The organism is Sediminibacillus sp. JSM 1682029 (genome assembly GCF_041366435.1).
In the GTDB taxonomy this organism is placed as follows: Bacteria; Bacillota; Bacilli; order Bacillales; family Amphibacillaceae; genus Sediminibacillus; species Sediminibacillus terrae.
This window is the reverse complement of sequence record NZ_JBEWYY010000004.1, coordinates 101,603-126,501: the sequence shown is the minus strand read 5'-3', so window position 1 is coordinate 126,501 and position 24,899 is coordinate 101,603. Positions and strand designations below refer to the sequence as shown.

Genomic DNA, 24,899 nt, shown 5'->3' with positions numbered 1-24,899 from the left:
AAGAGGTTTTATTCATGAAGATATTACTAACAGGTTTTGAACCGTTTTTGGGGATGAGTGAAAATCCAACCGAGCTTGTAACCAGAAAGTTCGCAGGGAAAACACTTTTAGGCATGGAGATAATCGGTCATATATTGCCCGTTGATTTTCAAAATGCTTCAAAACAATTGATCACCCAAGTAGACCAATTGCAGCCAGATATGATTGTTTCCCTCGGTTTGGCTGCCGGCCGCAACCAGATTACACCGGAACGGGTCGCCATCAACTGCATGGACGGAGAACCGGATAATGTCGGGAACAGCTATCAGGACAAAAAAATAGCCGACAACGGCCCTGATGGTTATTTCTCCACTCTGCCAATCAGAAACCTGGTGAAAGCACTTCAGCAAACAGGCATTCCCGCCGGCATCTCTAATTCAGCAGGTACTTATCTTTGCAATCAAATCATGTACACAGCCAGCCACTATATCGAAACCAGCGACATCGATTGCCGAACAGGATTTATCCATATGCCCGCCCACCACGAGCTGGCACTGGCGAATCCGAAGCTTCCTTCCTGGTCGTTGAACGATTTAAACACAGCTGTGGAGGTCATTTTGCAGGAGCTGGCAAAAACATCGAAAAAGGAAATCAGCTAAACGATTGTGTCGGTCGCCCATATTAAGGAAAGTAAGTTGCCAAAGCGGTTCCCGGCTCTCAAACTAGATAAAAAGAAATAAACCGATTGAACCGATCTAATCAACAATTTTAGGAGGACATGTTAATGACCAACCACCAACGTATTAGCCGTGACCAGGTCCCTGATGCAGCAACCTGGGATTTAACCGATTTATTCGCTTCAAGGGATGAATGGGAAGAGGAATTACGTGCAGTCCAGCAAAGTTTACCTGAAGTCACTCAGTATCAGGGGAAAATCGGAGAAAATGCTGCAACACTCCGAGACTGTTTAGAAGCCCGCGAAAAGTTGTTGCAACGGGTAATACGAGTTGCCACTTATGCAAACTTAAGGCAATCAGCTGACAGTACCGACAGTACCAACCAGGCGAATGCAGCAAAGGTAAGCGATGTTTTGGCAAAAATCGACGCGGTTCTTTCCTTCGTCGAAATCGAAATCATTTCCGTTCCGGAAGCGAAACTCAATCAATATTTCGATGATGAACCGAAGCTTATTCCTTTCTCCAAATAGTAAATGATTTAAAAGAAAAACAATCGCATACCCTGTCTGCGGAAACAGAGTCGGCTCTAGCTTCTTTGGGTTCTTTATTCCGTTCTCCTTATACTACTTATAATCGGAGCAAGCTGTCAGACATGCAGTTTGTGCCTTTTCCCAATGATAATGGAGAATATCAACCGAATTCCTTTGCCCTATATGAAGCCAATTACGAAGCCTCCCCATCTGCTGTGGTCAGGAAAAATGCATATGATTCTTTTGTCAAAACGTTAAAACAGTATAAAAACACGTTTGCTGCTACCTATGCCACAAAAGTCAATCAGGAAGTAGTGATGTCGAGGCTGCGCAACTATGATTCCGTCACCGATATGCTGCTGGCCCCACAGCAAGTGACACAGGAAATGTACCATAACCAGTTGGATATTCTTCTAGAGGAATTGGCTCCGCATATGCGCCGATTTGCCAAGTTGAAGCAGCAAGTACTCGGTTTGGAGAAAATGGCCTTCCATGACTTAAAAGCCCCGCTCGACCCTGATTTCAATCCGGAAACCAGTTATGAAGAGGCGGCCGAAACCGTATTGGAAGCTCTAAAGGTGATGGGACCCGAATATAGCCGCATTATGGAAACAGCATTATCTGAACGTTGGATCGACTATGCCGACAACATCGGAAAATCGACCGGTGCATTTTGCTCCAGTCCATATGGCGTTCATCCCTATATATTGACAACCTGGACCAATCAAATGCGTGGAGCCTTTACGCTCGCCCACGAACTCGGACACGCAGGTCACTTTTATCTGGCTGGCAAAAATCAACGCCTGACCAATTCCAGACCATCTACCTATTTCATCGAAGCACCTTCGACGATGAACGAAATGCTGCTTGGCAACCATTTGTTATCGAATACTGATGATACCCGGATGAGAAGATGGGTCATTTTACAGCTGCTTGGCACCTATTATCATAACTTCGTCACCCATCTGCTGGAAGGAGCTTTTCAGCGCAGGGTCTATCAGCTTGCAGAATCCGGCGAGCCATTGACAGCCGACGTTTTATCCGGTCAAAAAGCCGCTGTATTATCAGAGTTTTGGGATGACAGCGTTGAGATTGATGAAGGAGCGACCTTGACCTGGATGCGCCAGCCACATTACTATATGGGTCTTTATTCTTACACGTATTCGGCAGGATTGACGGTTTCTACGGCTGTTTCACAAACCATTTTCGAGGAAGGACAGCATGCCATCGACCGTTGGCTTGACGTTTTAAAAGCAGGAGGTACCAAGAAACCACTCGATCTAATTAAACAAGCAGGTGTCGACATGGAAAAGCCCGATGCCATCCGCCAGGCCGTCTCCTATGTTGCCAGCCTGATCGACGAACTCGAAAAAAGCTACGAATGAAGAAGGGGTCAGTCCCCCACTACACTGTCGTGTTAGCGTGACGCAGTGTTAATTGTGTGGAGGACTGACCCCAGGGAGTGGAACAAGTCCAGAGTATGAAGAAAAAATATTCTGAAATATCTGTTGACAGTTTGCAAAACCATTGTTACTATAATTCCTAATTAAAGTGAAAACAAAATAAATGAAGTTGTCTCTTATCAAGAGCAGGTGGAGGGAAATGGCCCGATGAAGCCCGGCAACCGACTGTAATACCATTGTGAAATGGGGCGTATAACTGCGCCGCGGTTCTCACCGCTTAAAGCACGGTGCTAATTCCTGCAGTAGCGATACTGCGAGATAAGAGAAAGGGCTGATGCATGTTTAGATGATAAACCTCTTTCTCTTAGAAAGGGGTTTTTTTGATGGATGAAAACAAAAAGGAGGAAGCAGCATGTTTCTAATGTATGGATTGTCTGCAATAGGGTTTGCCGTGATTGGCAGTCTTGTCTGCTCGATTATTTATCCTAAAAACAAGGAGGCAGCTAAATGAGCACATTGCCAACATGGACAATTGGTTTGATTGTGGCACTTTTAGTCGGATACTTTTTTGTCGTTTCTTATATCGGCAAACGGGGATCTCGACACAGCAAGACGATGACGGGCTTTGCCACAGCCCGTGGAAAAGTAAGCCCATGGCTTGTGGGGGCGAGCTTTGCCGCCACCTTTGCCAGTGCCAATTTGTACTTGGGCCTGCCTGGCCTTGCCTATCAATATGGTATCTCGGTATTGTGGTACACCTTGGGAAGCTTCGGAACTGCATGGCTCGGTTTGCTTCTTTTCGCTAAGACATTTTGGAAATACCAAAAACAAAAAGGCGGGGTTTCCACGCTGCCGGAATGGCTCGGAAAAAGGTATAACAGCAAAACATTGCAAATCCTGGTGTCCATCTTGCTGTTGTTCAATATCTATTACATTGTCGGTCAGAATGTTGGCCTGGCAACGATTTTTGAAACCATTATCGGCATCCCTTATGAATGGGGAGTGGTTTCCGGTGTGGCAATCACGATCGTTTATATAGGGATGGGCGGTGCCTTTGCGCAAATTATCACCGATGCTTTTCAAGGGGTATTGATGTCTGTCACCTCTGTCTTGATCATTGTTTCATTGTTCTGGACAATCGGCGGAGGCTTTCAGGTGTTCAACCGGATGTTTGATCAATTGGCGGCCATCGACCCTTCGCTTGTATCTACTTTTTCACCGGACGGGCCGTACGACAGTGTCACTACCGTTTTGGCCATCCAATTTCTGATGATCAGTTTTGTATTGATGCCGCAGCTGCTAAATAAAATTTTGGCAATCGAAACAGAAGAGGAATTGCGGCCTTTTGTGATTTCAAGCGGCGTTCATTTGTTTTTCATCTCTTACCTGCCCGTGTTCGGCGGTTTTGCAGCAAAGATTCTCGTTCCCGGCCTGACAGAAGCAGATCAAGCATTGCCCGCTTATTTAATCGAGGCTTTTCCACCAGTCCTCGTTGCGTTTATGATCGTCGGCGTTATTTCAGCCGTACTTTCGAGCACAGACAGCCTTTATCTATCGATAACCTCCAGTATCGGCAATGACATTTACCTGCCGCTTGTGCAAAAAAAACAATCCAGCCTTTCTCCTGCCAACTATGACCAGCGTGCAGTTGTCATTGCCAAGTCCTCGTTGATAATTGTCGGAGCGGCTTCGCTTTACTTGTCAATAAATCGGCCAGAGTCCTTGGCCATGCTCATTCAATTTAGTTTCTCGGCCATCATCAGCGGCGTATTCGGCCCAGTACTGCTAGGCTACTTTTGGAATAAAGGAAATCGAACAGGCGCAATAGTCTCCGTTTTGACCGGTTCCCTTTCTTATTTGTCCTTTACGCAGTTCCACCTGCTGCCGAATTTATACATCGCCTTGTTCGTGAGTTCAGCACTCGGATTTGTAAGCATGCTGGCGACGAGCTATCTGGCGGCAGCATTCGGTACTAAGGTGGGCATCGCCGGCAAACATAGTGCTTAAATAGAACTGCAGAATAATTCGTTACAGGAGGAATTCCCATTGACCAAACAAATCATTTTACATGCCTTCGAAATGAACAGTGCCATGCATAATTCGCATGGTCTCTGGAAGCATCCGCACAGCAAGCGGCATCGCGGCTATAAGGATCTGCAATATTGGGTAGACCTTGCCCGCTTGTTGGAGAAAGGTAAATTCGATGCGGTGTTTTTTGCTGATGTACTCGGTATCTACGATGTTTACCGTAATAGTAAAGCGCCATCGATACGAGATGGTTTACAAGTACCGGTGAATGATCCAGCCCTGCTTGTTTCGGCAATGGCCCAAGCGACCGAGCACCTGGCATTCGCCATTACTGTCAGCACCACCTATGAACCACCCTTTGGAAATGCCAGACGGTTTTCCACTCTGGACCATTTGACCAATGGCAGAGTTGCCTGGAATATTGTGACTTCCTATCTGCCAAACGCAGCAAGAAACTTTGGTCTCGAAGAAATGATTAAACACGATGAACGATATGATATCGCCGATGAATACCTGGATGTATCCTATCAACTTTGGGAAGGAAGCTGGGAAAATGATGCTTTCATTGAAGACAGGCAAGAAGGTACTTTGATCAACCCGGAAAAAGTCCACGAAATCAAACATCAAGGTAATTACTTCAATGTTGAAGGCCCGCACCTTAGTGAACCATCTCCGCAAAGAACTCCTGTCCTTTACCAGGCAGGCACATCGGTACGCGGACGTGCCTTCGCCGCAAAGCATGCCGAGTGTATTTTTGTCGGCGGTCCGACCCCGGAAAGGATCCGATACTACAGCGAAGACATTAAAGAACAGGCAGAAAAACACGGAAGGGATACTTCAAAAATAAAATTTTTATCCTTTCTTAATGTCATCGTCGGAGAAACAACCGAGGAAGCGGAACGGAAATACGAAGAATATGCCAGTCATTGGAGTCCGGATGCTGCCAAAGCACAATATGGTGCCAGCGGTTATGACATCTCAGAATACGAGGAAATCGACCGCTCATTGCCGTTTGAATACACCAAAAAGACAGAGGGTGGGCATTACAAAGCAGCAACCCTGACAAAAGATGCTCCGAAAAAGCTTACTGTAGGGGAAGTACTTGACCGCTTTGAAACATTGGACCGTTCTACTATCATTGTCGGAAATCCGGAAGAAGTAGCAGACGCCATCCAATTCCAATTTGAAGAATCCGGTGTGGATGGTTTTAACTTGAATCACCTCGTAACACCTGGAGATTTGGAAGCTTTTGTGGAATTAGTGGTACCTGTCCTGCAAAAACGCGGGATTTATAAAAAGTCGTACAGGGATGGAACACTCAGAGAAAAGCTTTTCACCGAAGGACCAATCCTTCCTATAGACCATCCTGGCAGCAAGTACAGGAATCTTTCTCTGGTTAAGAAGGGCCAGGACATAACCTAATTCCCTATGTAAAAACCGAACCGATAACTAAAAAAACTTTTTGTCCTATTGATAAATGGCAAATATTCCTTCCAATCCGACAAGTTGTTTCGATATCCACTGGAGGGTTCAACTAACTGGTTAAAGGAAAGCGCCTGTAATTACCGTAGCAATAGGAAGAACTTCTCTTAAAAGGGAGTTGATTTGAAGATTTTACTATATTAAAGGATTTTAATAAAGATTTAAAAACCGAACGAATTCACGATTAGCGTTTCGAATTCGCTCGGTTTTGTTTTGCCCAAAACGCTTTTTTTCCGCTACTTTTTCTCCATTTTTCCATCAAATTCATCTTGGTTATTTTTATAAGGCATCCGTCCTCAACAGGCTGTCCTTTTTTGGCATACGATTGAATTAAGCAAAAGAAAGGAGGTGGTTATTATTTCTATCGATAACTTAATAGTAAATGGAAGCTTTGAATCAGGTGATTTATCATATTGGCAGGCTCAAAATGTAAGCATCACTTCTACCCATAAACATTCTGGATACTATGCAGCCAGGATGGCATATAGTTCAACTTTTTCCACACTTTCTCAAACACTGTCAGTAGAACCCAATCAAAGCTATGAACTAATAGCTTCCCTATCAAAAGGTGACTTACAAGCAAGCCCGGTTATCCGATTCCAAGTGTTATTTTTGGATGACCAGGAAAACGTGTTGATGGAAGGGTTGAAAGTGGACATCACTTATGACAGCATCCCTTCTGCTACTGATGATACTTGGATAGAGATTTATCAAACCACTGATAAATCTCCGCCAACTACTTCGCAAGTACAAGTCATTATCAGTAAACCGGCCAGTTCGCTTATAACCCCTTACGTTTACATTGATGATGTGGCATTGCTCGCAGCTGACGCCACCGGATCGCAGGGCATTACAGGACCCACTGGTGCTGCCGGGCCGACCGGAGTTGCTGGACCCACCGGAGCTACTGGGCCTACGGGGATTACTGGTCCCACGGGCGCTGCTGGACCGACGGGGGCTACCGGGCCAACGGGGGTGACCGGATCTACCGGCGCTGTTGGGCCTACGGGGATTACTGGTCCCACGGGCGCTGCTGGACCGACGGGGGCTACCGGGCCAACGGGGGTTACCGGATCTACCGGCGCTGTTGGGCCTACGGGGATTACTGGTCCCACGGGCGCTGCTGGACCGATGGGGGCTACCGGGCCTACGGGGGTGACCGGACCTACCGGAGTTGCTGGGCCCATCGGGGCTACTGGACCCAATGGTGCTGCTGGACCGACGGGGGCTACCGGGCCCAAGGGGGTGACCGGACCTACCGGAGTTGCTGGACCCATCGGGGCTACTGGACCCAATGGTGCTGCTGGACCGACGGGGGCTACCGGGCCAACGGGGGTTACCGGATCTACCGGCGCTGTTGGGCCTACGGGGATTACTGGTCCCACGGGCGCTGCCGGACCTACTGGAGTTGCTGGACCCACCGGGGCTACTGGACCCAATGGTGCTGCTGGACCGACGGGGGCTACTGGACCCAATGGTGCTGCTGGACCGACGGGGGTGACCGGATCTACCGGCGCTGCTGGGCCTACGGGGATTACTGGTCCCACGGGCGCTGCTGGACCTACGGGGGCTATCGGACCTACCGGCGCTGCTGGGTCTACGGGTGTTACCGGACCTACGGGCGCTACTGGACCTACCGGGGTTGCCGGGCCAACGGGGGCTGCTGGACCCACTGGCGCTGCTGGACCTACCGGGGCTGCTGGGCCTACGGGCGCGCCTGGAGGTGCTACTGGGGCCACTGGATCGACAGGGCCGACCGGCGCTACTGGACCTACTGGGCCTCAAGGGCCTACTGGCATTACGGGAGCGCAAGGACCTACTGGTACAATAGCACCAAGTCCTTTTGAAGTGTACGTTCAAGCTGGTGCGGTAGGTGGAAACGGCTCACATGCCAGTCCTTATGGAACGATACAACAAGGGATAGCTGCTGTTTCACCGACAGGAACGGTCCATGTTTTAGGGGGCACGTATCCGATTACTGCAAGTATTCCTGTTAATAAAAACGGTGTCACCATCCAAGCTTATCCCAACACATCGCTCGTGTTGCAAGCTGCTGTTATACCTTTCATCGTAACCGGGAATGGAATAACGATTGACGGATTTACCTTTACAAGCAATGCCCCTTATGCAGTGCCATTCATTCAAATTGGAGGAACCAATCATCAAATCAGTAACAATACCATTTATGGTCCTCCTCAAGCAGGACCTTCTACAGGTTGGATAACCAATCGCGGTTTTATCACGAACGCCAACAATATGACCAATCTTCTCGTAAAAGATAACATTTTTCATACCATGCGCCAGCCTGCTTATCTAAATCCAGGAACGACGGGATACATCATCAACAATATTGTCTATAATACAAGGGGATTTGTTGTCGACAGATGTGTATTTACTTTCTCCGGAAACTCTTGGGGAAACCCTGAAAATGCCGTGGATATTGCCCTGTTAACAGGTACTCAAACCGGACCGCCATATGATCCTTTAACCGAGCTGTCTGATAGCAACAGTAATGCTACAATTAGCGACCAACGATAAGAAGGTATATGCAAGCCGAACCCATGTGTGCGGCTTGCATATAATTTTTTATGGTGCAAAAGGAAAATAAAGCACTCCCAATACAAACAGTAGGCAATACCCGCCGATAATATAAAACAGGCTAAACACAATGTCTGCCACGATGAGCGTCCACTTCACTGCAGAGGTCTGTCCCCAGGCAAATCCGATCCAGCGATAATTAATCAACAATAACAAGTAGGTGCCTAAAACAATAAATCCAGGGATAACCCAGCTTCCGACTGCTTCACTGCTTTCCTGGTTATATCCTTCAAAAAAACCGGACTGCCACTTCACGATTTGACTGCCGATGAGGAAAACGATCCCTAATATTGTCCCCAGACCGCCCAACAATCTCTTTTCCCGCTTAGAAGCTCTGAATAGCAGTCCATATGCAATCAACCCAAATAATATGGCGATGATATAATCCAAACTCATCCCTCCTTTGAGGATTTCTTCCGGGAATGACTACACTGTATAAAAGACAATCAAGCTGTTGCTGACCAAAATACCTATCCACCATAAAATATACGCAACGTCCTTCAGGTCCCATAACCACATTTCTGATACTATCTTTCAATATGGTTAGTTGACTCTCTTCCTCTAAACTAACATTCTGATCAAAATGGATTTGTCGCCCACAGCGATGCAGATTTGATGAATATTCTCGGATGCAACTTCAGCTGCGCAACCATATATTCTGCCAAATCTTCCGGTTGCATATATTTTTCCTGATCCGCTTCATCCAGATTATCTTTGAAAACCAATTCTGTCGCTACGGTACTGGGCGTCAAGGCGGCCACACGGATGTTGTGCCTGCGCACTTCCTGTGCAAGTGACTCTGTCATACCCAGAAGACCAAACTTTGAAGCACTGTATGCACTCGATCCAGGGGTGCCCCGTAAACCAGAAGTGGAAGAAATATTGATAATGTCACCCCGTTTTTTCTCGATCAGCTGCGGCAGCACCGTTCTTGTTACAAAGTAAGCTCCCATCAGATTGACGTCGATGACCCTTTTCCAGTCTTCCGGTTCAAAGTCAAGAAAACCAGCATATTTTCCGATTCCTGCATTGTTGATTAATATATCGGCCGATCCTACTTTTTCCTTCAGAGCTCCAACAGCGGCTTCGACTTGCGCCAAATCCGATACGTCTGCCGAGGCGCAGGCAGCTTCTCCTCCATTTCCGTTAATTTCTTCTGCGACAGCTTTCAAATCAGGCAAGGTCCGTGCGATCAAGCCAACCTTTACCCCTTCTTTTGCCAAAGCAAGAGCAGTAGCACGACCGATTCCTTTTCCTCCTCCAGTTATGTAGGCAACCTTCCCTTGCAATGATTGTGCCATTTTCATTTCCCCTTCCTATTAAAGATATTACTCTCTCTCAATAGTTTAACAGTTCCATTGTTCGCCATCTCGTCTAGGAACTTGTTTTTTTCTAAACAGGGAGGATTATCAAGCTGAGACTGGAATAAAGTAGTTAAGTAATAAGAATAGGAGGGGTTTACATGCCAAAGAAAATTTTGATTCTTGCCGGTGATGCAGTGGAGTCATTGGAAATTTACTATCCATATTTCCGCTGTTTGGAGGAAGGCTTTGAAACAACCATTGCAGCGACGAGTCCGAAACCGTTGCATACAGTGGTCCACGATTTCGTCGGGTGGGAAACCTACACCGAGAAAGCCGGCTATTTAATCGAAGCAAACGAGGCCTTTGCAGACATCGATCCTCAGCAATATGACGGTCTCATCATTCCTGGCGGTCGGGCACCCGAACACATTCGTTTGAATGAACATGTGCCGAAAATCGTCAGCCATTTCTTTGAAGCAAACAAACCGATTGCAGCGGTCTGCCATGCCAGCCTCGTCCTGACAACTGTCCGGGAGCACATAAAAAATCGCGAAATGACAGCGTATGTTGCCTGCAAGCCAGAAGTAGAAGCAGCAGGGTCTACTTACATCGAAGAGCATCTTCATACAGACGGTAATCTTATTTCCGGTCATGCCTGGCCAGACCTGCCTGGTTTAATGAAGGAATTCATCAAGCAAATCAATGGCTGACCTGAAACCGCTCCTGCATGAAGCATAGTATCTTGCCAAATTATTTGCCACCATTCTTATACGAAAGGGAAAGGTAGCAAGGAACATCATCTGCCGAGTCGCGGCTTAGTAGGAATGTGAAAAAGAAAAACCGGATTAGTTTAAGTTTATAAGAACAAGCGCCCTGGTCAGGACGCTTGTTCTTCTCTTATCTGTCTTTGAATCGATTTCTCGGAACGCACAGGAATCACGTTAAACAAGACATTCAACACAATGGCAGTCAGACTTCCGGCTACGATTCCACTGTCCGTCAGAATCCGGATGCTTTCGGGAAGGTTGGCGAAGATTTCCGGGACGGCCGTTACTCCAAGCCCCATTCCGACGGAACATGCAACCGTCAATAAGTTGCCTTGACTTTCAAAGTCCACTTGGCTTAACATCTTTATCCCATAAGCAATCACCATACCGAACATTGCGAGCGACGCGCCCCCGAGGACAGAGGTCGGAATCAAAGTCGTAATAGCAGCAATTTTCGGCAGAAAACCCAGCACTACCAATATGGAGCCTGCTGCAAAAACCGCTTGTTTCGTTTTGACACCTGTGAGCTGTACCAGACCGACGTTCTGTGAATAAGCAGTATATGGAAAAGCATTGAAGATACCGCCTAACACAATTGCAAGTCCTTCCGCCCTGTATCCTTTTTCCAGGTCCTCTCCGCTGACTTCGCGCTGGGTTATATCGCCAAGCGCCAAATAAACACCAGTCGATTCGATCAAACTGACAATCGCCACCAAGGTCATCGTCAGGATGGCTGAAATATTGAAAGTCGGGGCACCAAAGTAAAATGGGTGGATAGAATGAAACCAGGAAGCATCCCCAACCTCTGAAAAATCGACCATTCCCATCAAAGCGGCTGCAAACGTACCGGCTACCAAACCGATAAGAATCGAAATCGTGCGCAGAAATCCTTTCGCAAATTTATTCAACAATAAAATGAATACAAGAACACCGAATGCTAACAACAGATTGGCAGGATTGCCGAAATCCGCGCTACCTTCACCACCTGCCATGTCATTGAATGCGACCGGGATGAGTGTCAAACCGATGATCATCACAACAGAACCGGTGACAACCGGCGGGAAAAACCGGACCAACTTACTGAAGTACTTCGAAATCAACACGACGAACAGCCCGGAAACAAGAATCGCTCCGTAAATAGCAGAAATCCCATGCTGACTGCCTATTGCGATCATCGGCCCGACGGCGGTAAAAGTACAACCAAGCATAACGGGCAGGCCGATGCCAAAAAATTTATTTCTCCAAACTTGCAGAAGGGTGGCAATCCCACAGGCAAGCAAATCAATCGAAATCAAATAGGTGAGCTGTTCGAAGGTTAATGCTAATGCCCCTCCCACAATCAACGGAACGACAACAGCTCCTGCGTACATCGCCAATACATGCTGGAAGCCGATCGATAGTGTTTGCAGTTTCTTTTTGTTCATCTGTATTCTCCTCCGCTCGTATTATTGATAAACCGTTTCTTTTGTATCAACAAACCGGACTTCTCTGCCGGCAAGAGATCTGACCCGGGCAAGAGACTCTAAACGATAGCCTTGCTTCCGTATTTCTTCCGCACCTGGCTGAAAGGACTTTTCAATCAAAATGCCAATCCCGGAAACATTCGCTCCCGCTTGCTCGACCAACTTCGCCAACCCAATTGCAGCTTGTCCGTTGGCGAGAAAGTCATCAACGATCAGGACATTGTCTCCTTCTTCAATATACTTATGGGATACGGTAATTTCATTGGTTTCCTGCTTCGTGAAAGAGTACACTTTCGCTGTGTACACATCACTGGTCAATGTCAGTGACTTTCTTTTCCTGGCGAAAATCACCGGAACTTCAAGCTCCAGACCTGTCATGATGGCCGGCGCAATTCCTGATGATTCGATGGTCAATACTTTGGTGATTTCCTCCTCTTTAAAAAGACGGGCAAATTCCTCCCCAATTTCCTTCATCAGCTTAGGATCCATTTGATGATTGATAAAAGAGTCCACTTTCAGAACGTTCTCATTCAACACAATGCCGTCTGTCTTGATTTTCTCTTTTAATAGTCTCATAGCTGTTTCCGCTCCCTTCATCTTTATAAAAATGCCACTAAAAAAAGCAGCTTACCAGAGTAAGCTGCTTTCACAATAAAAAACACATAAACGTCCTAGACTGAAAGGACGCTATACGCTAAATGAACTGTTCGGCTTACTCGTAGTCAGGCAATTTACGGTTACCCGGTAGAAACTTGCAGGCCATATCCCTGCTATTATACGAGTTTCATCAGTACGTATATATTTTTCGATACATTGAATTATAACGAATTTTGTCAGATATGCAAATGTTTTTTTAATGGCAATTTTCTAAAAGGACGCTTTTTGGACATATGGCTGGTACTGACATAACGTCGTCCAAACCTGGTCTATCAGGATACCCTGCGCTTTCATGGATTACTGGCGAGCCGAAAAGGACCCTCTAATGGTTATTTTCTAGTCGTGACGAATCACGATTTTCCCGAAAAACTTCTGACTGGCTAAATAGTCAAATGCTTCTCTTGCTTGATCAAATGAAAACACGCTGTCGATGACTGGAGTCATCTTCTTATCTGCAATCAGCTTGTTCATGTTTTCGAAATCTTCCCGGCTGCCTACCCCAATGGTCCTGGTAGATGCCCTGCCAAAAATATCGAAGTAATCAAGCTTGTCACCTTCCTTCGTCAGAACGCCGATCATGGCCACTTCTTCTCCATTTGCCACAGCCTGCAGGGATTGTTTAATCGTAGCCGGACCGCCTACTTCGACGACCCGTTGGACACCTCCCGTCCGTTCCTTGACCACTTCTCCCCAATTAGGAGTAGATTGATAGTTAATCACGTCTTCTGCTCCGAGTTCTTTCAATTTTTCTGCCTTTTTATCGCTGGAAGTCGTGGCGATAACACGTAAGCCTAGCAGCTTAGCCAATTGAATGGCAAAAACGGACACCCCTCCGCTTCCCAGCGTAAGAACCGTGTCACCGGCAGCTAATGGGCTTGGACCGTGAAGCGCCGACCATGCCGTGACTGCAGCGCATGGAAGAGTCGCCGCCTGTTCGTACGTAAGATGATCGGGAACCGAGACCAGCAGCTCGGGGTTCAATACCTTATATTCCGTCAACCACCCATCACTATGCGAGCCATAAGGTTCCGTGTACCCAGGCCGTTTCCCACCGAACCATTCTTTTGTGAAGTTTCCCGCGACCCTGTCTCCTACCTGGAAGCGGCGGACACCTTCACCGACTGCCACGATTTCCCCAGCACCATCCGATAGCGGAATCAGGTTGTCTGCGACCCCACCCGGATAATCATTTTGGACCATCGCTAAATCGCGATAATTCAAAGAAGTCGCTTTTACTTTCACCAGCACTTCTCCCCTTTGAACCTGGGGTATTTCCTCCTGTATCCTTTCAAGTTCATCAAGAGAACCTGCCTGCTTCAGCCGATAGGACTGCATGTTACCGCTTATTTGCTGATTGGTCATTGAAAAGCCTCCTTCATTTTCCATATCTTCCTTCCTCCTTTTTATCAAGAATGGAGCACTCTGAAAAGCAATGTGTTTGGCGTGCTCGATGGGGATTTGAAACGTGAGTCAAATTTCACTAGCAAAAAACCGAACGATTCTGATACATCGTTCGGTTTTTGCCTTGGCTAAAATCTAATCTTCTTTTCCCGGCTATCAAGTAAATCGTTTTTTTCTGTGAAAATAAATGAACAAGCTCGCACCTGTGACGAACAGCAAGAAGCCAAATACCAACAGGTTGTACAAATTGGTTGCTGTATCAGCAAGCTTCCCGCCCAATAGTGTTGGAGATTCATTGGCAGGTGGTTCACTTTTGCCCTCTTTCGGATCTTCCTTACTGCCTTTATTCTTATCTTCCGGCTGGTTCTCTGGTGGAGTTTCCTCGTCTTTCCCTGGGTCCACAGGATCTGCCGGCTTATCGTCCTTGTCTCCCCCGCTGTCTGAAGGAGGCACTGGGTTTTCACCTGTACCAGGGGGTTCCGGGTCATCTACTGGATCCTCTTCGTCTTGAGGAGGTTCCGGCTCCGGTTCCTCTTTTCCTTTGACAAAGGACCAAATGTCCGACCTTGTTTCACCAGTGTACTGGTCGGTAACCAGTGTATACCAAGAGTAGGTCTCCCCTTCTTCCAGTCCGGTCCACGTTACCTCTGCTGTTTCTCCACTTGGAACATCTTCGACTGTTCCGATTTCCTTATTGGTGTAGACATTGACGGCAAACGAATCGGTTGCCACACGCTTTTGCTTCGCTTCCAAATCCAATTCCAGCGTAAATTCGTCTTTATCTGGATAAGCGTCCGTATCATAATAATTATAATCATCCAGATACGGAGAATACGTATTGACGAAGATACGGTTATTGGCGGTATCAAAATGGAGCAGGCGCATATAACCTTGGCCGCCTTCAGGTCCTGCCTGGTAATCAGCCAGCATTTGATATACCGTACGGTCTGTTGCCCCGTCTCCGTCGTCATCGAGTTCATCCACAAGCAGTTGTGCTTCGTGATAGTGCCCTGACAGAACGGCAATGACATTTTCATTCGGAACGACTACTTCGTTATACAGCTTCTCTCCCAAGGGATGCCTAGTTCCTGTCGCCTGTAAATATTCGTGGAAATTGAGAATTGCCTGTCGGTCTGGATAAGCAGCCAGCACTTCATTCATCCAGGCAATGCCTTCCTCTTCGACTCCCCAGCCAAGATACACCATGATATAATCGTTTCCGTTGGCGGAAATCAAGTCATAATGACCGCGGTTGTTCAAATAAGAGCCGCCGTAATGCGGTTTGTCCTGGAACCTGTCTGCTCCGAAATACTTATAGTACTCGGTATAGTCATTGGTTTTCTGGGCGACATCATGGTTTCCGGCCAGGACGCCATAAGGTATATCCGCATCATCAAGGGTCTTCATATAATCATCGGCATGAAGCCATTGGTATTCCTTGTCCGATTCATCAACCAGGTCGCCAGTATGCATGACGTACTGGATATTCATCGCATCTCTGTTTTCCACAATCCATTTTGTTTGTTCATCGTAGATGTATGGGTAACTTTCCGAATAATATTGCGTATCGGACATCCAGACAAACGTATAATCATATGCCTCCGGCCCGCTGGGAATTTCATCCTGTACAATGACATTGATCTTGCTGTCCTTGACAAAATCTTTTACAGAAACAGTTCCAGTCAATTCAAAATCTTCGTCACCCGCTATACGGAAGTCGACTATTTCCCACTTCGCTTCAGGATGGTTCCAGGCATACATTGTCACTTTCCTGCCTGCCAGTGAATTGCCGTTCCAGACAAGCTCGATCAAGTCATCCTCTTCCACCTGTTCATCAACGGTGACATCGAATCGATGATAAGGAAACTGTCCAGTAGAGTCCGTCACCATATACTTTCCATCCTTTTCAGAAGCAAGACCGATATCTCCCTTGCTGAATGCTGTTTCTCCATCGGGAATCGGAGTTGCCGGCGGTTCCATATCGGCTTTGTTGCTATAAGAGACGACATGGTCAAGATCAGCTGGTGTATATTGATAGGCCTGATAAAAACCCACATCCATGGCGTCGCCCATCGGATCTTCCACTTTGACACGCAAGGTGGGATCACCGTTAATTGGTTGGTTCAAATCAGCCTGCGGAGTTTGATTGACCGGACTGGATGGATGCTCGTCGACCACGGAAAACTCCAGCATTTTTTCGGATTGATTGCCGACAGTATCGATAGCTTCGATCCGTAACTCATGGTTTCCTGCCGCCAACATTCCAGAAGAAGCTGCAAAAGGAACATCGATTTCTTCTCCGTCAAGCCAGATTTTCTGTTCGTCGACACCGGCAATTTCATCGGAAACGGATACGTCAATAGAAAATTCACCCTTATATTCGTGTTCTTCCTTTATATTTGTTTCGATCTGGGGAGCTGTATTGTCGACATACACTTCGGTGTCCAATCGTTCATCCTGATCTTCTGCACTAATGATATGCCTTCCGTCCTGTACCTGCTCTGTGTCCCATAGATATGCTTTGGATGGAGCAAGTTCTTCTTCGATCGTAAAGGTGAAGTCTTCCGAAATGCGCATCGCCCCATCATCGCCCATATCCAGCACCGTTTCGGCATCGGCATGTAACGGGTCGGTCAGCACCGTGCCATCCGACAGTACCAGCCGGACATTCCGCAGGTTGTAATCATCCCGGTTTTCTCCCGGATCACCTTCCCAAGGTGTTGCTTTATTACCCGCCCGTATGGTAATCGTATTGGCGCCAACCTTCAGCTTTTCCGGCTCTATCGGGATTGTGATCGTCTGCCATTGCGCGATCCAGTCATCGAAAATATGCACAATTTCATCCCCGATGGTTACTCCGTTCTGGAAATACGTATTGACACCGCTCACTTCAAAAGCGAAATAGGCGGGATGCTCGACCGCGCGTGAAGTTTTCTCCCCTGCTTCAGTGCCGTCAATCAACAGCTTCAGCGATTCCGGCCCATCCTCTCGCGATGTCGCTTTGATGACTTTTTCGCCGGTTAAAACAGAACCGTCCTGCACATTCAATCTCAGACTGGAATCATCCAATGTGCTGGTCACTTGAATGCGATAGGTGTCGCTAATCGTTTGATTCGTTCCGTCGGATGCTGTGAAATAATATTCGACATATTCTTTCGCAATTATATCCGGCGAGTAAATACGGAAATGGAACAGCATATCATCGTAATCTTCTTGAAGAAGTGCGGATTGATACGCTTCCTGTTCATTCGTGCGATAGTGTACCCGAACGGTCTTCACTGCGATATCGTCTGTTACATCGGCGGTCAAATCGATGTCGTCCGTCTGGTTCACTTCGGTTACCTCTGTCACGTTTTCTATGGACGGAGGGGCGTCATCCACCGGCACCGTAACCGGGCTTCCAGGAACCTGATAATCTTCTACCGAACCAGGGGTTGCTTGCATCAGACCTGCGCTCACCTTCTTCATCAAGTTCGAACCGTCCCTCGGGTAAGTGTAGACAATCCCTTTATCTGGCTTGGTATCGTCTACTCCTTCCTCGTCATTATAATAAGCAATCGATAATTCTTCTCCTGCATTGGTCGCAACAATCAGCCCTCTCATACTTCCGTTAGCCATTCCTGCCGTGTGGATACGGACGATGTCCTGGTTTTCCACCAGGCCGGTACCATAGTTGGCATTGAAATCGGCCACGGACCGGCCGCCGTTTTCCCCATTTATAACCCAAAATACTAGCGTTTCACCGGATGGTATGACGACATCATCAGGAACCGACGGCCAGAGAATATCACTTTCCGGATCTGTGCCATAGCGGTATTGAAGCTTGTAATCTTGGAAATTAATGGCTTGATTGGTATTGTTGTAGACTTCGATGAATTCATAACCATCAGCGGATCCAGTGTTGGTTGAATCAGGAACCACCTCTGTCACGAGCAGGGAGGGCAGCTTTTCCGGATCCGCCTCCTGTTTATCCACTTTGACGCTAGCTTCCTTTGTCCGTACAGTATGAGTGCCGTCACTAGCTTCGATATAATAACGAAAATCCTCCCTGACATAGATACCTGGTATCTCGGCTGTGTAAGTGGCTGGATTGGCTCCGGCTGCTGACATCGCAAGCGCTGTATATTCCTCCTCACCTTCTACTTTTACATATAACGTAGCAGTAGGCACGGCCCGATCATCTGTGATAGTCGCTTCGACGGTTAATGAGGAAAAGGCGGTCGCTTCCAAAACGGGCTTATGGTTGATGACGGGCTCTGTGACATCTTCATCTGTTTCCGGTACAGGGACGGGCTGTACCGGTACTTGTTCCAGGTCAATCGCACCTGGTGTAGGTTCTGCCATGGTCCGGTACTTTTTCATGACCGTCCCTTCCCTTGGATATTGGTAATGAATGTCTGCCCCTGTATTATCATTCTCTTCTCCTAGATAATCAGCATAGATTACTTGTTCTCCAAGGTTGTCCTGCAAAATAAGCGCACGGTTTCCTCCATTGGCAAAGCCGGGAAAGCTGGAGTCCGTAACCTCGACAATCTGTTCTTCCGTCAACTCCGTGTCAAAGTTCGCATTAAATTCATCGATTGTTTTCCCGCCATTGTTATACCAGAAAACGCGTGTTTCCTGAGGCTCAAGGATGGTTTCCGGAATCTTGAAAGCTATCTCACTATCAGAATCCGTATAGTAATAAAAAAATCGATAGTTGGTCAACGATAGTGGCTGATCGGTATTGTTATAGAGTTCAAAGTACTCGTAATAGTCCGTTCCGCCTCCTTCTGAATTGGGAGACAATTCCGTAATCAACAAATGGGGATATGAAGAAAAATCCTCCAATTCGGCTTGTTGACTTACTTTCGCTGTAGCCTGTACTTCCTCTTTCTTCTCCGGCTGGATTATCTTCACTTCGACCGGCGCGTCCGCAGGATAAGTAACTTGATCATGGGCAGTTGTCACGGTCATATAATAAGTAAAGGTCTTCCCTTGCAATTGATCCGCAGTTAATTCTGCGGAAAAGCGATTCGTTTCCGTCGGTGTCATTTCGATGGTATCGAAGTATGGCTGATCACCAGTTTGGTAGAAAAGCGTTGCCACCACAGCTTGTCCATCTGTGTCGATTTCTGCTTCGACTTTTACTGCCTTTCCGCTTTCCACTTCTTTTATCACATCGTGATGAATGACAGGTTGCGCCGTATCAGCCAGCATGATTTGCTGCTCTGGAAGCTGGCCATCTTCCGTCAGCGTCGGAGTTGTATCGGAATCTGATTGAAAAAGCCTCATTTCTTTTCCGCTTTCCGGATATTGAAAATGTACTGCTTTTCCTAACTGCCTATCTTCCGTCGTAAAGCTTGCCGAAACGATTTCCTCTCCGTCCGGCATTGCCACGGAAAGCTTTTGTCCGTCAGTAAACACGGGGCCGTTAAATTCAACGATCGATTTTTGAGGTATATCTGCTTGATAGTGGTCGATAAAGTCTTGTGTATTTCGTTGTTTCTCGTTATTCCAGAAAACAAGGGTTTGATCGGGTTGGATGATTCCAGGGGCAACTTCTATGTTTGTCTGTTCTCCATCAGTTGAAATTGAAAAGTTCAGGAAATCAAGGACAAACGGCAAGTTGGAATGGTTATGTAGTTCAAAATAGCTGTAGCCGTCATCCTTCGGTTTGATCTCGGTAATCATTAAAGGTGGTAAAGCATCGATATTTATATCTTCCGCGTGTGGCGCAGGAGATTTTTCTTCTTTTAGCTGTTCCTGTGTATCTTGCTGTCGGTCAGTATCCTTTGGCTGATCAGATGTATTCTTCTGTTCTACATTAGGTGGGTTTTCTTCATTCGTTCGGGCTGTTCCGGTTTCATTCTCAGTTATTTTTTTCTGGCTATCCTCTACTTCTTCATTGGGTTCTTGAGAAGAGTCATCTGTTTCACTAGTATGTTTTTCTCCTTCCGACTTTGCTAGTTCTTCGGTTGTTTCTTCTCCACGTTGTACAGATGATTCTTCCATGGATTTCTCTTCCTTTAATTGGGGCGCAACGTCCGTAGCAGCAGAAACACTTAAACCTCCAGGCAGGGATACAGCTGCGTCCATCAGTAAAACGGTGAAAATGATGCTCAGCGACAAAAATTGACGTACTCTTTTTTGTAACGTCCTCCTCTTCATGGCTACCTCCTTATGATTTTAGTGTCACTATTAGTGTAAGGCGGCAGTATGAAGCAGGCATGAACATTATGTAAATCTATGTAAATTACTAGCAATGTGGTTGCTAGTCAAACCTGCATAGCTAGTTACCTTCAAGTATTCTATCTTTTGTTCAAAGGAAAAATTCACCAATAACGATAAGGGAAAGATTTTCTTACCTTTGCACATTTGCAACCTTGGCTACAGAAGTGTCCATTAATACTTTCCTCATAAAAACTCCTATTAATGATGCACTCTTTTTTCATTAACCACATCGATTAGTAATTAATTTGAAAAAACTATTGACCTGTACGTTAGTATTAGTGTACTATTTAACTAATACAATAATACAATGAAAACAGGAGGAATCTGTATGAATGCATTTACGAGTCTCGCGAAGAAAGAATTGCGGATGGGGATGCCTGTCTTTCTCGTTCCAATTATCATTTTTATTATTGCAGTGGCAGTCGCGGCTTATTTCGGAGGGAGATCCGGATTGGCGGCGGAAGCGATCTCTGCTGTATCGTTAGCAGCAGTCACAATGCAAATCTTTTATCTAATTTACTACATGAATTTCAGCCTGAAAGCAGAAAAGAAAAAGTTACATCTCTGGCTGCATAATCCTCTTCCAGGATCCTCATTGCTTCTGGCAAAAATGAGTGCAGGATTCATTTCCATGCTGGTCACCTTGCTCATCACTGGTGGCACCTTGATTGCTTCAGCGCAAGCATCCGGCACCATAAGCCAGCTGCAAGCCGATTTCAACCTGACTAATATCGGCTTTTTCGGCGGGCTGCATGTTGTTCTGTTTGCAATAGACTTTTCGATTTACTTTGTATTTTTCTATATGGTCTACCTGTTGTTCAACCGCTACTTTGGTGGATTTATCAGTTTTTGCTTCACCTTTGTCCTTTTCGGGACTTCCACCTACCTGTGGGGGAAATTCTCCGAAACAGCGGTTCACCGAAGCTTGACTTCTTGGGGGGAAATAGAACTGAACGGCTTTGTTTTCAATCGTAAGTTTGAGGCCGATGGCGTCGAGTTTTTCACTGAATTCGATACGGTCCATGTATTTCTTGGATCTTACTTGTTAGAAACGATTGTCGTCCTCCTATTGTTTTTTGCTGCAAGCTGGATGCTTGATAGAAAAGTCGAGGTGTAAAAAATGTCCGATACCTTTCACTCATCAACCCCTATATATAGCCAACTGGCTGAACGCATCAACAAGCAAATTTTACGGGGCGAGTTACAACCTGGTGATAAACTGCCTTCCGTCCGGGAAATGGGATTGCAGGTAAACGTCAACCCGAATACGGTACAAAGAACCTATCGTGAACTGGAAGGAATGATGATCGTGGAATCAAGACGAGGACAAGGGACGTTTGTGACCGAAAATCAAAGCATCCTGCAGGACATGAGGGAACGGCTCAAACAAGAAGAAATTTCTCAATTCGTTGCCAGCATGCATGAAATGGGCTATAAAAATGAAGAAATTGAATCAGGATTGCAAAGCTATTTGATCAAGAATAAGGAGGAGGACACCGAATGATCCAATTGGAAAAAGTAAACAAACGTTTTATGAAAAAGAGTGCTTTACAGGACATCTCCCTGGAACTGACCAAAGGAAAAATAATCGGTCTCGTCGGGGAAAACGGAAGCGGGAAATCGACGACATTGAAGTTGATTGCCGGACTTGTCCGTCCTTCCGGTGGTTCCGTGAAAGTGAACGGAAATCCTGTCGATCGCAGAATCGCCAGTCAGGTTTCTTATCTATCAGAGCTTGATGACTATTACAGTTTTTATAATGTAGGCCAGACGATCGATTTTTTTGCCGAACAGTTTGCCGATTTCAATAAGGAGAAAGCGGAGGAAATCCGTGCTTTTATGAAGCTCGACCCCGATGCTAAATTGAAACAGCTTTCCAAAGGAAATCGCGGCCGACTGAAAATTGTCCTGACGCTTGCCAGAGAGGTTCCGGTCATTTTGATGGACGAACCGCTTTCCGGACTTGATCCGATGGTACGTGACTCCATTGTCAAAGGTCTGATTTCGTTTATTGATTTAGAAAGGCAAATCGTGCTTATCACCACCCATGAAATCAAGGAAATCGAAACGATACTTGATGAAGTAATCGCTATCCGGGACGGCCGCATTATCGGCCATCACAATGTCGAACAGCTTCGCATCGAAGAAAATAAGGGCATCGTTGAATGGATGACTTCCATCTACGACAGGAGTATCAATTAAAAATACCAGTTGGCCGGGACAAAAGCATGGCCACCAAAACAAAAACGGAACGAATTCTAAAATGACCATGAATTCGTTCCGTTTTTACTTTTTATTCCTTAGTTATCCTTTGGTTTGATGCGTAGTTCGTATCTTGCCGGAGGGGAAAGACTCAAAAGAAAGGAGCACGGTTTACTTTTTCTTTATTTTGGTCACGCTGCTTTTGTCCCAGGCACATCCCCCTCTGCCCTTTGAAATGAGCAAATATACCCAATTTTATCAATTAAACCAATTTTTTGACATCTAGTGCTAACTTGTTAAAATTGCATTGAATAAAAATACATGGAAAAGAAGGGGAGTATATTGAAAGAAACATGGTATTTCGTCGATTCAGGCCACGGTACCCCATCCTTTAACATGGCATTGGATGAAGCTCTTCTGAATTGGCACAGCCAGGGGGAGATTCCACCGGTCCTCCGTTTTTATGGATGGAAACCAGCCGGGATTTCTGTAGGCTACTTTCAGAAAGTGAATGGCAAAATCGATGTGAAAGGAGCCCGGCAGCATGGTATCGAACTTGTTCGCAGACAGACTGGCGGGAGAGCGGTACTCCACGACCAGGAACTTACATACAGCGTCCTTGTTTCAGAGGACCATGAAGCGATGCCGGCTTCCGTGAAAGGAGCCTATTTGGCAATTTCCCACGGATTGCTGGAAGGTTTCAAAAATCTGGGGATCGAAGCAGAATTCGCTGTACCGGAAGGAAAGCTGGAAACGACCGACTCGGCAGTCTGCTTTGAAGAACCGTCATGGTATGAATTGATTGTAGCCGGTAAAAAAGCGGCAGGAAGCGCTCAAACAAGGAAGAAAGGCGTGATCTTGCAGCATGGTTCGATTCCCTTGCATGTGGATAAAGTTAAACTGTTCGATTTATTCGTTTTTCCAAACGATCACGTAAAAGAACGGGCAAGGCGGGCATTTGGCGACAAAGCAGTCGCCATCAACGAAGTATCCAAGCATCCCATCAATTTTGAAGAAGCCAAACAAGCGTTTAAGACAGGATTTGAGCGCGGTCTCGATATCGAATTGAAGCCGTTTAAGCTTTCGGAGGAACAAGTCGCCGAAGTACATGCACTGGAGTCCAAGTATAAGAGCGAAGAATGGAATTATTCCAGATGAAGGAGTGGTGTTTAAATGCCGAAGCAATATGAACACATACGAAAACCGGAATGGCTCAAAGTGAAAATCAACACGAACAAGTCCTATAACAGATTGAAACGCTTGATGCGCGAGAAGAATCTGCATACAGTATGCGAAGAAGCGAAGTGTCCAAATATTCACGAATGTTGGAGCGAACGTGCAACTGCCACTTTTATGATTTTAGGCGACACCTGTACACGCGGCTGCCGTTTTTGTGCAGTGAAAACCGGACTGCCGAACGAACTGGATTGGGGAGAACCGGAACGTGTCGCCGAATCAGTGGAAATCATGGGGCTCAAGCATGCAGTAGTGACCGCGGTGGCCAGGGATGATTTAAACGACGGTGGTGCCGCTGTATTTGCCGAAACAGTCCGTGCTATCAGAAGGAGAGTCCCTGGCTGCACAGTCGAAGTCCTTCCCTCTGATATGAAAGGGGATTACGAAAGCCTGCACACCTTGATGGACAGCGGACCGGACATCTTCAACCATAATATCGAAACAGTCCGCCGGCTCACAAAACGCGTCCGGGCCATCGCGATGTATGACCGCTCCTTGCAGCTGTTGGAGCGCGTCAAAGAAATAGCTCCTGAAACACCGACAAAGTCGAGCATCATGGTCGGCTTGGGAGAAACAAAAGAAGAAATCATGGAAGCGATGGACGACTTGCTAGCCCATAAGGTCGATATCATGACAATCGGCCAGTACCTCCAGCCGACGAAAAAGCATTTGAACGTCGAGCGGTATTACCATCCGGATGAATTTGAGGAGTTGAAGCAAATCGCACTGGAAAAAGGGTTCAAACATTGCGAAGCCGGTCCGATGGTACGCTCATCCTACCACGCTGACGAACAAGTCAACGAAACATCCGCCCAGCGCCGGATCAAATACATGAAGGGCTATGAATCACAAGGAGAGACGCTTGATAATGTGAAGTTTTGAAACAAGTTTACGAAACGCTCAGAAAGATTCTTCTGAGCGTTTCATGACGTCATGTTGAAACGAAGCTGGCGTAGTAA

At 46.5% G+C, this 24,899-nt stretch carries 16 protein-coding genes, 1 pseudogene and 2 riboswitches; of the genes and pseudogenes, 11 read left to right on the top strand and 6 right to left on the bottom strand.

Annotation, left to right across the window (positions count from 1 at the left end):
• The first annotated feature begins 14 nt into the window (after nucleotides 1-14).
• The 5 genes and pseudogenes from ABVF09_RS08740 (at nucleotide 15) to ABVF09_RS08720 (ending at nucleotide 8,637) form a co-directional block, all read left to right on the top strand.
• Complete coding sequence (locus ABVF09_RS08740; RefSeq protein WP_153462936.1) at nucleotides 15-638, top strand: pyroglutamyl-peptidase I; 624 nt, start codon at nucleotides 15-17, stop codon at nucleotides 636-638.
• A gap of 119 nt (nucleotides 639-757) precedes the next feature.
• Nucleotides 758-2,571, top strand: a pseudogene (pepF, locus tag ABVF09_RS08735) (oligoendopeptidase F).
• A gap of 191 nt (nucleotides 2,572-2,762) precedes the next feature.
• Nucleotides 2,763-2,914, top strand: a riboswitch (SAM riboswitch).
• Between the two features lie 182 nt (nucleotides 2,915-3,096).
• Nucleotides 3,097-4,596 carry a sodium:solute symporter family transporter gene (locus ABVF09_RS08730; RefSeq protein ID WP_371069010.1) on the top strand — a complete coding sequence of 500 codons (1,500 nt, stop codon included), beginning with the start codon at nucleotides 3,097-3,099 and terminating at the stop codon, nucleotides 4,594-4,596.
• Nucleotides 4,597-4,635: 39 nt separating this feature from the next.
• On the top strand, nucleotides 4,636-6,039 hold the full coding sequence (locus ABVF09_RS08725) for an LLM class flavin-dependent oxidoreductase (RefSeq protein ID WP_371069009.1): 1,404 nt from the start codon (nucleotides 4,636-4,638) through the stop codon (nucleotides 6,037-6,039).
• A 417-nt stretch (nucleotides 6,040-6,456) separates the two neighbouring features.
• Entirely contained in the window at nucleotides 6,457-8,637 is a 2,181-nt protein-coding gene (locus ABVF09_RS08720) for an NTTRR-F1 domain (protein ID WP_371069095.1), read from the top strand.
• 48 nt (nucleotides 8,638-8,685) lie between these two features.
• Here the strand turns inward: ABVF09_RS08720 and ABVF09_RS08715 are convergent, their stop codons facing one another.
• Nucleotides 8,686-9,087: a hypothetical protein gene (locus ABVF09_RS08715; protein WP_026572071.1), complete on the bottom strand. Its 402-nt coding sequence runs from the start codon at nucleotides 9,085-9,087 to the stop codon at nucleotides 8,686-8,688.
• A gap of 188 nt (nucleotides 9,088-9,275) precedes the next feature.
• Nucleotides 9,276-9,998 (bottom strand): 3-ketoacyl-ACP reductase, encoded by a 723-nt coding sequence (locus ABVF09_RS08710; RefSeq protein ID WP_026572070.1) that lies wholly within the window; start codon nucleotides 9,996-9,998, stop codon nucleotides 9,276-9,278.
• A gap of 161 nt (nucleotides 9,999-10,159) precedes the next feature.
• Here ABVF09_RS08710 and ABVF09_RS08705 point away from each other — a divergent pair, with 161 nt between their 5' ends.
• Nucleotides 10,160-10,711: a DJ-1/PfpI family protein gene (locus ABVF09_RS08705; protein ID WP_026572069.1), complete on the top strand. Its 552-nt coding sequence runs from the start codon at nucleotides 10,160-10,162 to the stop codon at nucleotides 10,709-10,711.
• Between the two features lie 167 nt (nucleotides 10,712-10,878).
• On the opposite strand, the gene ABVF09_RS08700 is transcribed toward ABVF09_RS08705, so the two are convergent.
• From ABVF09_RS08700 to ABVF09_RS08685, 4 genes are all read right to left on the bottom strand, one after another.
• Nucleotides 10,879-12,192: a nucleobase:cation symporter-2 family protein gene (locus tag ABVF09_RS08700; RefSeq protein WP_026572068.1), complete on the bottom strand. Its 1,314-nt coding sequence runs from the start codon at nucleotides 12,190-12,192 to the stop codon at nucleotides 10,879-10,881.
• 21 nt (nucleotides 12,193-12,213) lie between these two features.
• Nucleotides 12,214-12,807, bottom strand: coding sequence for a xanthine phosphoribosyltransferase (locus tag ABVF09_RS08695; protein ID WP_026572067.1), 594 nt, complete (start codon nucleotides 12,805-12,807; stop codon nucleotides 12,214-12,216).
• 123 nt (nucleotides 12,808-12,930) lie between these two features.
• Nucleotides 12,931-13,032: riboswitch (purine riboswitch) on the bottom strand.
• A gap of 192 nt (nucleotides 13,033-13,224) precedes the next feature.
• Nucleotides 13,225-14,250, bottom strand: a complete 1,026-nt coding sequence (locus ABVF09_RS08690) for a zinc-dependent alcohol dehydrogenase family protein (protein ID WP_371069008.1) — start codon at nucleotides 14,248-14,250, stop codon at nucleotides 13,225-13,227.
• Between the two features lie 195 nt (nucleotides 14,251-14,445).
• Nucleotides 14,446-20,439 carry a lamin tail domain-containing metallophosphoesterase family protein gene (locus ABVF09_RS08685; RefSeq protein WP_371069007.1) on the bottom strand — a complete coding sequence of 1,998 codons (5,994 nt, stop codon included), beginning with the start codon at nucleotides 20,437-20,439 and terminating at the stop codon, nucleotides 14,446-14,448.
• A 391-nt stretch (nucleotides 20,440-20,830) separates the two neighbouring features.
• Here ABVF09_RS08685 and ABVF09_RS08680 point away from each other — a divergent pair, with 391 nt between their 5' ends.
• From ABVF09_RS08680 to lipA, 5 genes are all read left to right on the top strand, one after another.
• On the top strand, nucleotides 20,831-21,619 hold the full coding sequence (locus ABVF09_RS08680) for a hypothetical protein (RefSeq protein WP_026572064.1): 789 nt from the start codon (nucleotides 20,831-20,833) through the stop codon (nucleotides 21,617-21,619).
• A 3-nt stretch (nucleotides 21,620-21,622) separates the two neighbouring features.
• Nucleotides 21,623-22,006, top strand: a complete 384-nt coding sequence (locus ABVF09_RS08675) for a GntR family transcriptional regulator (RefSeq protein ID WP_371069006.1) — start codon at nucleotides 21,623-21,625, stop codon at nucleotides 22,004-22,006.
• The gene (locus ABVF09_RS08670; protein WP_026572062.1) at nucleotides 22,003-22,704 is read left to right on the top strand and encodes an ABC transporter ATP-binding protein; all 702 of its coding nucleotides are present in this window, start codon (nucleotides 22,003-22,005) and stop codon (nucleotides 22,702-22,704) included. Before ABVF09_RS08675 ends, ABVF09_RS08670 begins: the two co-directional genes overlap by 4 nt.
• A 339-nt stretch (nucleotides 22,705-23,043) precedes the next feature.
• Nucleotides 23,044-23,862: a lipoate--protein ligase family protein gene (locus tag ABVF09_RS08665; protein ID WP_153463323.1), complete on the top strand. Its 819-nt coding sequence runs from the start codon at nucleotides 23,044-23,046 to the stop codon at nucleotides 23,860-23,862.
• Nucleotides 23,863-23,877: 15 nt separating this feature from the next.
• Entirely contained in the window at nucleotides 23,878-24,822 is a 945-nt protein-coding gene (lipA, locus tag ABVF09_RS08660; RefSeq protein WP_026572060.1) for a lipoyl synthase, read from the top strand.
• Nucleotides 24,823-24,899 lie beyond the last annotated feature (77 nt).

Coding starts and splice junctions, on each gene's coding strand:
- ABVF09_RS08700 (WP_026572068.1), bottom strand. CDS start 12,192: ATGAACAAAAAGAAACTGCAAACACTATCGATCGGCTTCCAGCATGTA.
- lipA (WP_026572060.1), top strand. CDS start 23,878: ATGCCGAAGCAATATGAACACATACGAAAACCGGAATGGCTCAAAGTG.
- ABVF09_RS08670 (WP_026572062.1), top strand. CDS start 22,003: ATGATCCAATTGGAAAAAGTAAACAAACGTTTTATGAAAAAGAGTGCT.
- ABVF09_RS08695 (WP_026572067.1), bottom strand. CDS start 12,807: ATGAGACTATTAAAAGAGAAAATCAAGACAGACGGCATTGTGTTGAAT.
- ABVF09_RS08675 (WP_371069006.1), top strand. CDS start 21,623: ATGTCCGATACCTTTCACTCATCAACCCCTATATATAGCCAACTGGCT.
- ABVF09_RS08730 (WP_371069010.1), top strand. CDS start 3,097: ATGAGCACATTGCCAACATGGACAATTGGTTTGATTGTGGCACTTTTA.
- ABVF09_RS08680 (WP_026572064.1), top strand. CDS start 20,831: ATGAATGCATTTACGAGTCTCGCGAAGAAAGAATTGCGGATGGGGATG.
- ABVF09_RS08685 (WP_371069007.1), bottom strand. CDS start 20,439: ATGAAGAGGAGGACGTTACAAAAAAGAGTACGTCAATTTTTGTCGCTG.
- ABVF09_RS08740 (WP_153462936.1), top strand. CDS start 15: ATGAAGATATTACTAACAGGTTTTGAACCGTTTTTGGGGATGAGTGAA.
- ABVF09_RS08705 (WP_026572069.1), top strand. CDS start 10,160: ATGCCAAAGAAAATTTTGATTCTTGCCGGTGATGCAGTGGAGTCATTG.
- ABVF09_RS08690 (WP_371069008.1), bottom strand. CDS start 14,250: ATGACCAATCAGCAAATAAGCGGTAACATGCAGTCCTATCGGCTGAAG.
- ABVF09_RS08710 (WP_026572070.1), bottom strand. CDS start 9,998: ATGGCACAATCATTGCAAGGGAAGGTTGCCTACATAACTGGAGGAGGA.